Origin of the sequence: Acinetobacter calcoaceticus, assembly GCF_051947995.1 — a bacterium.
Lineage (GTDB): Bacteria > Pseudomonadota > Gammaproteobacteria > Pseudomonadales > Moraxellaceae > Acinetobacter.
In genome coordinates this window covers 178,981-192,473 of sequence record NZ_JBLVVH010000007.1, presented here as the reverse complement: position 1 = coordinate 192,473, position 13,493 = coordinate 178,981, and the positions used below count along the sequence as shown (strand labels likewise).

Here is a 13,493-nt window from a genome sequence, read left to right as displayed (position 1 = left end):
GGCACCGGGTTTTGATCTCGGCATCCGTTGGTTCGAATCCAGCCGCCCCTGCCATATCTTTAGACAGACTTGTTTTGTATCGATATTTGCTCAAATATATTGACATTGTCCTATAAAACGATTAAAGTTCTGCCGCATTAGGGGCGTCGCCAAGTGGTAAGGCACCGGGTTTTGATCTCGGCATCCGTTGGTTCGAATCCAGCCGCCCCTGCCATATAATAGATTGTTTCCAAATTACCCGTTGGAAAAATTAAAAATTTTTCCCTTGCGCTCGGTCGAAGCATAGCTTCGCTTAACCCTCGCTCAGGTGCTTCATGCCCAATCTTGTCGTTTTTAGTGGAAGTGCTCATCCACAGTTCGCCCAAAAAGTCGTAAGCCATTTACATATCCCACTCGGTGCTGCTTCTGTAAGCAAGTTCTCTGATGGGGAAATTTCAGTTGAAATTACTGAAAATGTTCGTGGTAAAGACGTTTTTATCGTCCAATCTACTTGTGCCCCAACCAATGATAACCTGATGGAAATCTTGGTGATGGCTGATGCTTTGCGTCGCGCAAGTGCTGGTCGTATCACTGCCGTCATTCCTTACTTCGGTTATGCCCGTCAGGATCGTCGTCCACGTTCTGCACGTGTACCGATCACTGCCAAAGTTGTTGCAGACATGCTGACAACTGTAGGTATTGACCGTGTAGTCATGATTGACTTACACGCAGACCAAATTCAAGGCTTCTTTGATATCCCGGTTGACAACATTTACGGTACGCCAGCGCTACTGGCTGACTTACGTCAACAACAACATCATAACCTCGTGGTGGTTTCACCTGACGTTGGTGGTGTTGTTCGTGCCCGTGCTGTTGCCAAGCAAATGGGTGATATCGATTTAGCCATCATTGATAAACGTCGCCAAAAAGCAAATGAATCACAAGTGATGCATTTGATTGGTGATGTAAAAGATCGTGACTGTGTCATCGTTGATGATATGGTCGATACAGCAGGTACGCTTTGCAAAGCTGCCGATGCACTAAAACAGTTTGGTGCTCGTCGTGTCGTTGCTTATGCAACCCACCCTGTTTTATCTGGCAAAGCCATTGATAACCTTCGTAATTCTGTAATTGATGAATTGGTTGTTACAGACACCATTCCACTTTCAGATGAAGCCTTGAGCCTCGGCAAAATTCGCCAGGTTTCGGTTGCGAGCATGGTTGCTGAAACAATTCGTCGTATTAACAACGAAGAATCTATTAGCGCAATGTTCGATAGTTATCTATAATAGCCCAGCTTTTTTTCTTAAACCCTAGCTCGCTAGGGTTTTTCTATCACTAAACTGGTCGCAAGTTTAGTTCATTAAACTCCATTGAGGATATGCCCATGGCAAACTTCGTATTAAACGCTCAAGCACGTGAAGTCGCACAACAAGGGAAAGGTTCGAGCCGCCGCCTTCGTCACGCTTCACAAATTCCAGCAATCATCTACGGTGGTAGCGCTGAGCCTGTAGCAATCACTTTAGAGCTTCGCGAAATCGTTAAAGCTTTAGAAAACAATGCTTTCTTCGAAGAAGTGATCGAAATCAAAATCGGTGACAAAGTTGAAAACGTTAAAATCCAAGCGTTACAACGTCACCCAGCAAAAAACACACCTATGCACGCTGACTTCAAACGCGCATAAGTGTTAAAGGCGTAAATTAGTGTCAAATATTTCGCTAATTGTCGGTTTGGGCAACCCTGGAAAGGAATATGCCCAAACTCGCCATAATGCAGGCTTCTGGTTCGTTGAACAGCTTGCAGACCGTTATGGCATTTCCCTAAAAGCTGACCCTAAATTTCATGGATACAGCGGTCGTGGTCAAATTGAAGGTCGCGACGTACGTCTATTACTTCCCACCACTTTTATGAACCGTTCTGGTCAAAGTGTTGTCCCATTTGCCAAATTTTATCAGGTTGCACCAGAAGCAATTTTAATTGCCCATGATGAACTGGATATGGACCCCGGCATCATCCGTTTAAAAACAGGTGGCGGACACGGCGGACATAATGGTCTTCGTGATATCGTTCCGCATATCGGTGCGAATTTCCATCGCTTACGCATTGGCATTGGACATCCAGGCTCTAAAGAACGTGTTTCTGGTCATGTGCTCGGCAAAGCGCCTAGTAGTGAACAAGCTTTAATGGATGCAGCCATTGATCATGCCTTATCGAAAGTGAAAATGCTTGTTGACGGACAAGTATCACAGGCAATGAATCAAATTAACGCTTACAAACCCGCTTAAACTGAATTGTTGATCAATCACGCTTGCCATATTGCATTTTTAGGCGCAAAATGCGCATCAAACCGCCCCTAGCCCGCGGAAAACGTGACAAGTCAACCATAAGATATTGATCTTAGGTCTTACTCAGGAGACGCTAGCCATGCTATCTCGTTTATTAAAATGTAAAATTCACCGTGCAGTTGTGACACATGCAGAACTTCATTATGAAGGTTCTTGTGCAATTGATGGCGTATTAATGGACTTGGCAGGAATTCGTGAATACGAAGAAATCCACGTATGGAACGTTACGAATGGCAAACGTTTCACCACTTATGCAATCCGTGGTGAAGACGATTCAGGCATTATCTCAGTCAATGGTGGCGCAGCCCATCAAGCTGATGTGGGTGATTTAGTGATTATCGCAACTTTCGGTGATTTTACTGAAGTTGAAGCCAATCTTCACAAACCACGTCTGGTGTATGCAAACCCGGACAATACCGTGAATCACACCGCAAACTGTATTCCGGTACAAATTGCATAAAGCATAAAAGATTCCTAAAAAGCCATGAGCCGCGAATGAAGCTGCTCATGGCTTTTTTTATTGGCACCCCAAATTTTCCTCCCCTATTCGCATAAAAGCTGCCCTACTTCAACTCAAGCCTGATTTTACGCAAACAGTCTTGAAAAACATCGCCTAGCTTTGTTTAATAAACAGACAATAACGATAATTTGATTAATATGGATATGCTTAATATTCTCAGCAAAGTCAGCCTCTTTGCTGAATTGGATGATTCAACACTTGAGAGCTTGACTCTCGCTTGCCATATTCGTCATCTACAAACCGGACAACAACTGTATTGTGCCCATGATATTGCCGATCATGTTTATATTGTGATTTATGGGCGGGTCAAGCTCACTACCACAACGGGAGTGTTGACCTACTATGGCCGTCATGAACTGGTTGGCGAAACCGGTGTGATTTCGAATCAGCCACATCATTGCACAGTCAATGCAGTTCGGGACACTGCTCTCATTGGTATTCCACAACAACAATTTCTGGATTTCATCCATCAGCATCCCAAAGTCCTGTTCGCTTTATCCCGGCTGATCATTCATCGTTCACAATCCGAACAACAACATTGTCATGCCATGGGAAGCAGCCGAACGCTTTCCGTGATTCCTGTTTCGGCCCATATTCCCGCCACGCATTTGGCTGAAAAACTGACTGAACACTTACAGCGCTGGCCACATGTCCGGTTGGTGACTGCCGCGCATGTCGATGCCCTGTTTGGGGCTGGTTTCAGTCAAACCCCATTGGATTATAGCCCTGCAGATTTACAGCTCAGACAGTGGCTTGCCAGCTTGGAAGAAAAACATTGCTATGTCCTGTATGCTGCCGATAATAGCGAAGATGAATGGTCAAAACGCTGTTTACATCAGGCGGACCGGATTCTGATTCTGGCAGAAGCCAATCAGACCCCGACTCAAACCCCACTCTCGCATGTGCTCAGTCAACATGACTGGCAAAGCCCGATCGAACTGGTTTTGCTGCGTTCTGAAGGTGATCCATCCCCCCACACCCTCTTATGGAAGCAGCTTTATCATGCCCGCGCCCATTATTTTGTCCACCCTTGGGCGCAAAATGACATCTGTGCTGTGGCGCGTCAGATTTCCAGTCAGGGGGTTGGGTTAGTACTGGGTGGTGGCGGTGCACGTGGATTCGCGCATATCGGTTTGATTCGCGCCCTAGAACAGCTACATATCCCGATTGATATTGTCGGTGGAACCAGTATGGGGGCATTTGTTGCGGCGCTGGTGGCATGTGGTTTTGATAGTGTCGAGATGACGCATATCGCCTATGAAACTTTTGTGGCACGTAACTATCTGAATGATTACACCATGCCGCGGGTTTCCCTGATTCGGGGACAGCGTTTCCATAGTCGCCTGCATGCCATCTTTGGGCAACGACGGATTGAAGAACTCAGACAGACCTATTACTGCATCTCTACCAATCTGACCACTGGACAAGCGGTCATTCATGATCAGGGTGAACTTGCCACCTGGGTTGGCACCAGTATGAGTGTGCCAGGCGTTGCACCCCCTGTGGCCTGGCATGAAAACCTGCTCTGCGATGGCGGTGTGATCAATAACCTGCCCACCGATGTCATGCAAAATCTGGAAAGAGGCACCATTATTGCTAGCAATGTCAGCTTGCATGATGATATTCGCGTTCCCGGTATCGGACTGGAAGAACCCGATCAGAGTGCCCTGCTCAACTGGAATAAAATTATTAAAGATAAGCTGTTACACGCACCACGACTGGCAGAGATCCTGATGCGTACTGCGACCCTTGCCAGCGATACCATGATTCAAAGTGCCGCGATTGAACGGGCGAATTTACACATACGTATGCCGATTGAAGGAATTGGTATGTTTGACTGGCATAAACTGGATGAACTGGTCGAACGCGGATATGAACATGCGCTCGAAATGCTATTGCCTATTCGGGATACGCTTCCTTCTTCTTGAATTTAGTTTCCCGATCCGGCCATAGCGGACTGAATCTGGTAACGCTCCAGCAATGTATCTAAATATTGATAGGTTTCAGGATCTAGCTGCTGCATGTAGCCATCAAGGATTCGATGGCACTCCTGTTGCTTTGCAACAGGCATGCGCCGCATGATATCAAATGTCACTTCCCACTGGGAACGCAACAACGAAGCATAGGCAATATGATGCAGGACCTGCTCATCAATTTGCGCAATCGCGCAGGCGACCACGTCTCTGGCCTCATCTTGCATATAATTGACAATCACTAGCATATCTGTCCATAAGTCACAACGGTCAGCCGCCTCGACAATACTCTGGATAATCTCGACCCGTCTTAAGGCCGGCAAATTAGCAACAAAATGCTGAGCTGGTGCTGACAGGCAAGCCACCACCGGTAGCATATCTTCCCACAACTGATCTTCTTGCGCAGCCTGAATAATCGCATTGATCACAGGCTCGCCTTGCAGAACCGCCAGATCACCCAGCTCCTGCTTCAACCCATAACTGATGTAACTCATCAAGGCCAAAACTTTTGGCCAGATGAGGCGCTGTGCCGGATCACCAATAATCAATAACGCTTTCTCGATCCGCTGTTTCGGTAAGACATGCACCAGATGGTCAATTTGCTCACGTGACTCAATAAAAAATGCAATTTCCAGCAAATCACTTTCACTCTCGACCACTTGCGCCACATCTTGTAATACCGCATCGGACAGCATACTGACGAAACGGCCTATGGTAACAAAGTCACGTTGTTCCAGTAGAACTTTGGTGATGTCCATAATCTGATGTGTAGTGAGATAGCCCAACAACTCTCTTGCCAAACGTGGGTCAAGATATACAGAGATAGCGGCTACAGTTTCGGCTGGTAGATGCTTTACGATGCGATAAGAACTTTCTGTCGATAAATACACGGCAATTTGTGCCACGATAAAGGGTTCTAAAGAATGCTTCACCATAAATACACTGATCCAGCGCGGCAACCAGTTCACCCAGGCAGCCAAATAACGGAAGCGCTTTTTTTGCTGATTTTGTAATCGCTCTAATATGGCAAAACGGAATTGTCTTAAATTTTCTGGCGCAAAAGGCTGCAGAAAGGCTATTTCCGCTTCGGTGACCTTCAAGATACGCGCCAATTTGATTATCTCTGCCTGTACCGCGAGTCGAGTCATTGCTTTGCCCCCTAGGCTTTATCTCGGAACAGCCAACGTAGAAAAAAAGGAGTTTGATACAAACTCTGATTCATTTTCTGATCTTCATGTTCTAGGGTATGTTGTAATTGCTGGTTGAGCCAAGCCAACTCCTGCGGGTTTAATTGAGAAAATGCCTTCAGGCTCATGACAGGCCGATGTAATTGCTGTGCTAGCTGTTCCAGTTGGGTTTTATCTGTCTTTTCCATGATAGAGCCTCCTCCAGATTATTGTTGTTTTATCTTTTCAGTCTATGCTCAATTGAAATGGATTACCAGTTGCACTGATCATGATAGAAAATAGCGTCAAGTCTCAGCAATTTTCTTCATTTTTATAGAACGATACATTCTATAAAAAGTTGCCTTTTCACTTAAAAATCTGGCTATAATCGACGTACATCGCTTCAGGGCGGGGTGAAATTCCCCACCGGTGGTAAGTTAGGCAACACAATCAAATGACCTAACCAGCCCACGAGCCTGTATATATTTTTATATACTCGCAGATTTGGTGAGATGCCAAAGCCGACGGTATAGTCCGGATGAAAGAAGACGAAACCACTGAAACACGCTTTTGCGTTGTTTTGGTGTACGCTTATTTTTTACATCAGTCCTGAAATGTTCAACCGTATCCTATTTACGAGAGCGTTTCATTATGTCTAGTTTAATTCAACCCGAACTTTTCTTCTCAGCCCTTTCCCCTGCTGAACAACGTATTCAACAAGCTTTAGAAGATATCCGCCAAGGCAAACCTGTGTTGGTGATGGATGACTTCGACCGTGAAAACGAAGCTGACCTGATTATTGCAGCCGAAACACTGACTGTTGAAACCATGGCGCAAATGATCCGGGATGGTTCAGGTATTGTATGCCTATGTTTGACTGAAGCACTGGCAGATCATTTAGAACTTCCACCGATGGTGGTGGATAACTCAAGCCAGTTTAAAACTGCGTTTACTGTGACCATTGAGGCAGCACAAGGCGTAACCACAGGCGTATCGGCCAAAGACCGCGTCACCACCGTTTTGGCAGCCACCAAAGAGGGGGCTGTGGCGAGTGATCTAAGCCGTCCAGGTCATGTGTTCCCTTTACGTGCACGTGAAGGTGGTGTTCTGACCCGTCGTGGCCATACCGAAGGTACGATTGATCTGGCGCGTTTGGCAGGTTTAAAACCATCTGGCGTATTATGCGAATTGACCAACCCGGATGGTTCAATGGCATCAGGTATTCAAGTGTTAGCTTATGCACAAACCCATGGCTTGACCGTGATCAGCATTGAAGAACTGGTGCAATACCGTCTCAAACACAATATTTAATTAAAATAAAAAGCCTCGATCTTTCGAGGCTTTTTTTATTATCTGGATTTTAAGAAACCTTACGTTCTGCATTCAGTTCAGCCACCGTTTCAATGAGCTGGCTAAATTGAGAAATTTGCGTTACAGGCTGTGCCTGAGCCAGTTCCTCTGCCCGACCATAACCATAATTAACGGCAATGGTTTCAATCCCGTTGGCACGTGCACCCATAATGTCATACTGACGGTCCCCCACCATGATACATTGCTGGGCATCGAGATGTTCTTGCTCAAGAATATAGGCAATCAAGTCCGCTTTATTAGTCCGCTCACCGGTCAGTTCACTGCCATAGATGGCGGTAAAATACTGATCTAGCTTGAAATGAGCTAAAATTTGTTTGGCAAAGACCACAGGCTTGGCGGTAGCGAGAAATAATCGATAGCCTTCAGCCTGTAATTGCTGCAAGGTTTCTACAACTGACGGATAGACTTCATTTTCGAATAGGCCAGTCACTGAAAACCGCTCACGGTAAGCCAGTAATGCCTGCTCAGCCAGTTCATCATCCTGAGTATTGAGTAATTTTGCCAAAGAAGCTTTTAAGGGTGGGCCAATGGTCCAGTCCAGATCCACGTCATCAGTCAAAGGTTGACCTAACTTTTGCAAAGCAAAACGAATTGAACCATGAATTCCTGTTTTAGGGTCAGTCAGCGTCCCATCTAAATCGATGAGAATATTTTTGATCGTCATTCGTTCAATCTCTTGCAGCCTTACACAACAGAGTCGAGAGTTTCTCGAAACTTCCCTATACTACCGTATATTGAAGACTAAAAGGAAATTGTAGTGCGTCCGACCGTGCTTTGTTTTTCAGGTTTAGATCCATCTGGCGGGGCTGGCTTACAGGCAGATATTGAAGCTATTGGACAAAGTGGTGCGCATGCTGCCATTGCCTGTACCGCATTAACCATCCAAAACTCACAACAAGTATTTGGTTTTGAAGCCACCTCAAAAGAATTGCTCCTTGCACAGGCCAATGCCGTGGTCGGTGACTTGACGATTAAATGTGTAAAGTCAGGCATGCTGGGCACAACCGATAATATTGCTGCACTGGCTGAATTCTTGCGCGCCCATCCAGACTATCTTTATGTCCTAGACCCTGTTTTAGTCGCAAATAGCGGCGGTTCACTCGGTGATCAAGCCACATTAGTGAAAGCCTTCGTGGAGTTGATTCCTTTAGCGACGGTAATCACGCCCAATACGGTTGAATTAAGAGCTTTAACAGGTCTGGAAGATATTGAACAAGCCACGCAAAAACTGTTTGAAATGGGTGCAAAAGCAGTATTGGTCAAAGGTGGCCATGAAGATACCCCTGATCATATCCGCAATGTGCTCTATGCAGATGGAAAAATGCTTGCAGAAAGCCGCTGTCCACGCTTAGAAGGTCAATATCACGGTTCAGGTTGCTCTTTGGCAAGCTTCATTGCAGGTCGTCTAGCACTCGGTGACTCATTAAAAATTGCCGTTCAACATGCCGAAACCTGGTTGTTTGGCGTCCTGAAACAGGCAGAAACCCCTGTACCCAATGGGCAAAAGATTCCAAAACGCTTTTAAGCACAACAAAATCTTGTACATTCTGCTAAAAAGTTTCACTAAAAAAAGGCGCATCAAGCGCCTTTTTTAGTTCCAACAGATTATTGTGGAATACGTAATACTTGTCCCGGGAAAATGTCATCTGCATTTTTAAGTAACGGACGATTCGCTTCAAAAATCTTGTTGTACTGGTTCGGATCGCCATAATATTCTTTTGAAATCTTAGACAGGTTATCTCCTGATTTCACCGTATAGAATTTACTTTCCGGCTCAGGTGCTTCTACGGTCATCTGATCATCCACTTGTGCAACATGGTCAATGTTACCCACTGCCAGTACAATCTTTTCTTTATCCGCCTGACTTTTTACCTGCCCTTTAATTGTTGCGGTATCTGTCGTGCCATTATAGGTTACAGACAAGCCTTCAACCCCGAGGCCCAAACTCTTGATCAAACCTAATAATTTATTTGCAATCTCTTGAGCTGATGGTTCAGCTGGTGTTGCTGGCGCAGCTTGTGGCTCTGCTGGTGCTGTATTTTTCTTACCGATACCTTTAACAAAATCAAAAAGACCCATTGTTATTACCTCTGTAATTATTAATCTCAAATCGTCAAAATAGACTTACTTTAGTTATACCTAAAAAAAAAGTGACTCAAGTTTCAATTTAAGGCGGTCTTGTAAATATATGTATATCTTCTAAAACTAAGGAATATTTATTTCCCCTTATTCTACAGCACATAAAAAAGCCACCTGACGGTGGCTTTTTTATCATGCAAGCTGATTAAGCAAGTTTCTTAGTTACGTAATCGATTGCAGATTGAACAGTTGTGATTTCATTTGAATCTTCATCTGGAATCGTGATGTCAAAATCGTTTTCGAAAGACATTACAAGTTCAACCAAATCTAAAGAGTCAGCACCTAAGTCATCCATGAAAGATGCTTCGTTTTTAATCTCTTCAGCACGCATACCTAATTGTTCAGCTACAGCTTGTTTGATGCGTTGTTCGATATCGCTCACAGGAATTCTCCTCATTGCTTGTGGCGTTTTAATTTGCCACTAGTTTAATTGAATATAAAAATTTTTAAAAGTTTATACATCGCCAGTTAGGCCATGTATAGACCACCATTTACGTGTAAAACTGTACCAGTAATGTAACTAGCCTTATCGCTGGCAAGGAAACTCACCGCATCAGCAATATCTTGAGGTTCACCTAGACGATTTAAAGCTACTTGATCAGTCATTTTTTTACGAATTTCTTCGCTTAACTGATCAGTCATTTCAGTGGCAATGAAACCAGGTGCAACACTGTTCACTGTAATCTGACGGCTCCCCATCTCTTTGGCTAAGCTACGACTGAACGCTTCAATCCCTGCCTTTGCTGCCGAGTAGTTCGCTTGTCCAGGGTTGGCAAAATGAGCAACCACTGAACTAATATTAATAATGCGGCCGAAACGTGCTTTGGTCATGCCCTTCAATACACGCTTAGATAAGCGGTATACGGCTTTGAGATGAATATTGAGAATGTCATCCCAATCATCTTCCGACATACGAAGCAACAAATTATCTTTGGTAATGCCTGCATTGTTGACCAACACCAGCACCGAACCGTATTTTTGCTCGATGTCTGAAACCAGTGCATCAATCGCAGCGCCATCACGTACATCGAGTACAGCACCTGCACCATGTTCAGCAAAGCTTTCTGTCAGCTTTTGCGCGCCTGATTCAGAAGTTGCGGTGCCAACCACAAAAAAACCGTCTTGAATGAGTTGCTGTGCAATTGCAGCGCCAATACCGCGGCTTGCTCCTGTCACTAACGCAACTTTTCGTTGTTGTGTCATGCAATTTTTCCTTCTGCCACTAACACTGCGTTTAGGGCATCTTCCATACGTGCTTTGCTATCAATGGCAAATGCTTTTTCTATGTTCGGTAATCGCTTGGCAAGATTGCTGAGCACAGTCCCTGGTCCACATTCAACCATGTACTGGATTCCCTGATCTTGCAGATATTGCATGGTACGTGTCCATTGAACCGACTGGTACAATTGGGCAGTTAATGCCTGACGTAACTGCTCAACATCTGTCGCGATTTCCGCGTTGACATTTTGTATTACAGGAAGGCATGGTAGCTCAATGGCAGTTTGTTCCAAAGCTTCAGCAAACTTTTCTGCTGCCGGCTTCATCAAGGTACAATGTGAAGGCACTGAAACTGGCAACGCAATCGCTTTACCTGACTGCTCTTTTGCTTCTGCCATCACTTGCTGAACCAATGCAGCACTACCAGCAATCACAACTTGACCCTGTGCATTGTAATTTGCAGCTTCAACAGAACCTTGTCCTGCAGCAGAGACCTTGTCACAAAGTTCAACCACCTTGTCATCTGCCAGGCCCAAAATCGCTGCCATCGCGCCTTCGCCTTGAGGAACAGCGCTCTGCATTAATTTACCGCGTAAATGAACCAGTTTAACCGCATCAGCTAAAGTCATGGCTTCTGCTGCAACAAGCGCACTGTATTCCCCTAATGAGTGCCCTGCAAGGTACTTTGGTACAATTCCACCCAGCTCTAACCACACACGCCATAAGGCAATACTTGCAGTCAATAACACAGGCTGGGTATTTTCAGTCTGGTCTAAACCTTCACCGCTCTGGGCAATATGCCAAAGGTCAAAACCAAGTGCTGCCGATGCTTCTGCAAATGTGTCTTGAACGACACTAAACTGCTCTGCAAGTTCAGCCAGCATGCCCGCTTTTTGTGAACCCTGACCAGGAAAAACAAATGCTGTTTTTGTTGCTTGAGCAGCCTGCTCAAGTCGCTTAGTCGACATATAAAAATCCTTAAAATGGTCTATCGCCAATTTCATCAACACTCATGATTCTACATGAGAATGACAACAGACTCTTTTCCGATGCGGCAATTTACCATTGATTAAATCGTTTTTTAATTGCGAAAAACAACAAAAAAGGGAGCTTTCGCTCCCATTTTTTCTATACTTTAAGCTAACGCTTAATGCATATGGTTCAATTATTCAGCATCAGCTGCTTTAGCGAATAATTGACGACCACGGTAAATACCGTCTTTAGTCACATGGTGACGACGATGAGTTTCACCAGTAGTTTGGTCTACAGATAATGCATTCTCGGTTAAAGCGTCATGTGAACGGCGCATGTCACGGCGAGAGCGACTTTTACGGTTTTGCTGAACGGCCATGATGGCTCCTTACAAAGATCGAAAAAATGGATCAGAAACAAATTCAGTTGTCTTAACTCAACATTATATCACAAATTATGAGTTAAGTTTACCCTTCAAACTTGCCAAAACATCAAACGGGTTATCCCGTTTCTCTTCGACAACGTCCTGAATGGCAGGTCGATGCTTATGCTCACAAACATCATGTTTGGGAGATAAAGGCATCAACAATAACAGTTCATCTTCTAGTAGTGCGAGCAAATCAATCGAAGCAGGTGTATCAAAATCACCTTTTTTCGAAGATTCACTTTCACCTAAAACGATGAAATCAGCATCCTCATCCAAGCGCTCTATCAGTGACTCATCATCGATCAAGGCTAAATGAAAATCTGAAACAAGTTCAGTTTCAACAGTATCCAGACAACGCTGGCATTCCATTGGAACTTTCGTTTCAATACGTCCATCCAGCCATACAATGCGATGATATGCATCCATTGATAGCTTACAGTCTATGTTGATCAATCGATCATTAATTGATCCAACAGCTTCACGAGCGATACGAGCAAAGCGAGACAATGGCAGTGTGCCTGACCATGTAAAGCCCTGTTCAGCCCATTTAAACGGCTCAATCTGTGCCGGAAAGGTATTTGCTGACATAATTAAGGCGGCAATTCTACAAATTCATCGGTACTCTGTCAAAGATTAAGATACAATTTTGCACTTCTTTAGACAGAACTCGGGGTAAATTAAGCAATGCACCTGTTGCAGCCGCAACTTGAAGTAACAACTTCATTACTTGTAAGCACCCATTCAACCTCTGCTCCTGCATTAACGCCAGATCAAGTGCAACGCTCATCTTGGCAAAAGTTAACATCAGAACCAGAACAGGTCGATTGGCTTATTTTACACTTTAATCACTGGTTTTCCCACCATAATGTCACACTAGTTAAAGGTGATTTTGAACCAGAATATTTCCCGGCAGAAAATGGACAGCCTGCAAGAATCCAGTTTGCCCACGGTTTTTTTAATAGTGCACTGCATGAAATTAGTCACTGGAGCATCTCGGGTGCACAGCGTCGTCTCCTTCCGGATCTGGGATACTGGTATGCGCCAGATGGTCGGACAGCTGAACAGCAGGCACTGTTTGAACAGGTTGAAATCAAGCCACAAGCCATTGAATGGTTGTTTGCAAAGGCTTTCGGCCGGAAATTCCGTGTCTCTTTAGATAACTTGACTGGCGATGGCGGTAATGGTCAGCAATTTAAAGATCATGTCTTTATGCAAGTACAGCGTTATTTTTCAGGTGAAGCCAAGTTACCACGCGACGCTGCGCATTTTATTCATTACATCTGTCTATGTACCCGTCATGGCCGACCGTTACAACTCGATGAATTTAAACGTGAAGACCTTGATTAAAGGACAAAATTGTCACATCTAATGCTTGCAACTTGA

General features: G+C 44.7%; 17 protein-coding genes, 1 tRNA gene and 1 riboswitch. Of the genes, 9 read left to right on the top strand and 9 right to left on the bottom strand.

The features are described 5' to 3' along the window. The first annotated feature begins 139 nt into the window (after positions 1-139). From ACNQO6_RS14385 to ACNQO6_RS14360, 6 genes are all read left to right on the top strand, one after another. Positions 140-214, top strand: a tRNA-Gln gene (locus tag ACNQO6_RS14385). Between the two features lie 100 nt (positions 215-314). Beyond that, positions 315-1,268, top strand: a complete 954-nt coding sequence (locus ACNQO6_RS14380; protein ID WP_004770906.1) for a ribose-phosphate pyrophosphokinase — start codon at positions 315-317, stop codon at positions 1,266-1,268. Between the two features lie 98 nt (positions 1,269-1,366). Then, the gene (rplY, locus tag ACNQO6_RS14375; RefSeq protein WP_005229026.1) at positions 1,367-1,663 is read left to right on the top strand and encodes a 50S ribosomal protein L25; all 297 of its coding nucleotides are present in this window, start codon (positions 1,367-1,369) and stop codon (positions 1,661-1,663) included. A 19-nt stretch (positions 1,664-1,682) separates the two neighbouring features. Then, positions 1,683-2,264 carry an aminoacyl-tRNA hydrolase gene (gene pth / locus ACNQO6_RS14370; RefSeq protein ID WP_005229025.1) on the top strand — a complete coding sequence of 194 codons (582 nt, stop codon included), beginning with the start codon at positions 1,683-1,685 and terminating at the stop codon, positions 2,262-2,264. Between the two features lie 139 nt (positions 2,265-2,403). Beyond that, positions 2,404-2,784, top strand: coding sequence for an aspartate 1-decarboxylase (gene panD, locus ACNQO6_RS14365; RefSeq protein ID WP_004655255.1), 381 nt, complete (start codon positions 2,404-2,406; stop codon positions 2,782-2,784). A gap of 197 nt (positions 2,785-2,981) precedes the next feature. Beyond that, positions 2,982-4,772 carry a patatin-like phospholipase family protein gene (locus ACNQO6_RS14360; RefSeq protein ID WP_440209394.1) on the top strand — a complete coding sequence of 597 codons (1,791 nt, stop codon included), beginning with the start codon at positions 2,982-2,984 and terminating at the stop codon, positions 4,770-4,772. A gap of 2 nt (positions 4,773-4,774) precedes the next feature. Here ACNQO6_RS14360 and ACNQO6_RS14355 read toward each other — a convergent pair whose 3' ends face one another. After that, positions 4,775-5,965: a hypothetical protein gene (locus tag ACNQO6_RS14355; RefSeq protein ID WP_440209393.1), complete on the bottom strand. Its 1,191-nt coding sequence runs from the start codon at positions 5,963-5,965 to the stop codon at positions 4,775-4,777. A gap of 11 nt (positions 5,966-5,976) precedes the next feature. Continuing rightward, positions 5,977-6,192: a hypothetical protein gene (locus tag ACNQO6_RS14350; RefSeq protein WP_440209392.1), complete on the bottom strand. Its 216-nt coding sequence runs from the start codon at positions 6,190-6,192 to the stop codon at positions 5,977-5,979. Positions 6,193-6,379: 187 nt separating this feature from the next. Beyond that, positions 6,380-6,537, top strand: a riboswitch (FMN riboswitch). Between the two features lie 97 nt (positions 6,538-6,634). On the opposite strand from ACNQO6_RS14350, the gene ribB reads away from it, so the two are divergent. Continuing rightward, on the top strand, positions 6,635-7,294 hold the full coding sequence (gene ribB / locus ACNQO6_RS14345) for a 3,4-dihydroxy-2-butanone-4-phosphate synthase (RefSeq protein WP_343579178.1): 660 nt from the start codon (positions 6,635-6,637) through the stop codon (positions 7,292-7,294). A 49-nt stretch (positions 7,295-7,343) separates the two neighbouring features. On the opposite strand, the gene ACNQO6_RS14340 is transcribed toward ribB, so the two are convergent. Further along, positions 7,344-8,018 carry an HAD family hydrolase gene (locus ACNQO6_RS14340; protein WP_440209391.1) on the bottom strand — a complete coding sequence of 225 codons (675 nt, stop codon included), beginning with the start codon at positions 8,016-8,018 and terminating at the stop codon, positions 7,344-7,346. 93 nt (positions 8,019-8,111) lie between these two features. Here ACNQO6_RS14340 and ACNQO6_RS14335 point away from each other — a divergent pair, with 93 nt between their 5' ends. Further along, complete coding sequence (locus tag ACNQO6_RS14335) at positions 8,112-8,879, top strand: hydroxymethylpyrimidine/phosphomethylpyrimidine kinase (protein WP_440209390.1); 768 nt, start codon at positions 8,112-8,114, stop codon at positions 8,877-8,879. 80 nt (positions 8,880-8,959) lie between these two features. Here ACNQO6_RS14335 and lysM read toward each other — a convergent pair whose 3' ends face one another. The 6 genes from lysM to ACNQO6_RS14305 form a co-directional block, all read right to left on the bottom strand. Further along, complete coding sequence (gene lysM, locus ACNQO6_RS14330) at positions 8,960-9,433, bottom strand: peptidoglycan-binding protein LysM (RefSeq protein WP_004770891.1); 474 nt, start codon at positions 9,431-9,433, stop codon at positions 8,960-8,962. A gap of 205 nt (positions 9,434-9,638) precedes the next feature. Then, entirely contained in the window at positions 9,639-9,875 is a 237-nt protein-coding gene (gene acpP, locus ACNQO6_RS14325) for an acyl carrier protein (protein WP_005229018.1), read from the bottom strand. Positions 9,876-9,961: 86 nt separating this feature from the next. Then, positions 9,962-10,696 carry a 3-oxoacyl-ACP reductase FabG gene (gene fabG / locus ACNQO6_RS14320; protein ID WP_004770890.1) on the bottom strand — a complete coding sequence of 245 codons (735 nt, stop codon included), beginning with the start codon at positions 10,694-10,696 and terminating at the stop codon, positions 9,962-9,964. After that, complete coding sequence (fabD, locus tag ACNQO6_RS14315; protein WP_440209389.1) at positions 10,693-11,679, bottom strand: ACP S-malonyltransferase; 987 nt, start codon at positions 11,677-11,679, stop codon at positions 10,693-10,695. The genes fabG and fabD overlap by 4 nt, the downstream gene beginning before the upstream one ends. A 197-nt stretch (positions 11,680-11,876) precedes the next feature. Continuing rightward, entirely contained in the window at positions 11,877-12,062 is a 186-nt protein-coding gene (gene rpmF, locus ACNQO6_RS14310; protein WP_004638135.1) for a 50S ribosomal protein L32, read from the bottom strand. A 75-nt stretch (positions 12,063-12,137) separates the two neighbouring features. Beyond that, entirely contained in the window at positions 12,138-12,698 is a 561-nt protein-coding gene (locus ACNQO6_RS14305) for a YceD family protein (protein ID WP_004770887.1), read from the bottom strand. Between the two features lie 96 nt (positions 12,699-12,794). On the opposite strand from ACNQO6_RS14305, the gene ACNQO6_RS14300 reads away from it, so the two are divergent. Beyond that, positions 12,795-13,457, top strand: a complete 663-nt coding sequence (locus ACNQO6_RS14300; protein WP_262476017.1) for an elongation factor P hydroxylase — start codon at positions 12,795-12,797, stop codon at positions 13,455-13,457. Positions 13,458-13,493 lie beyond the last annotated feature (36 nt).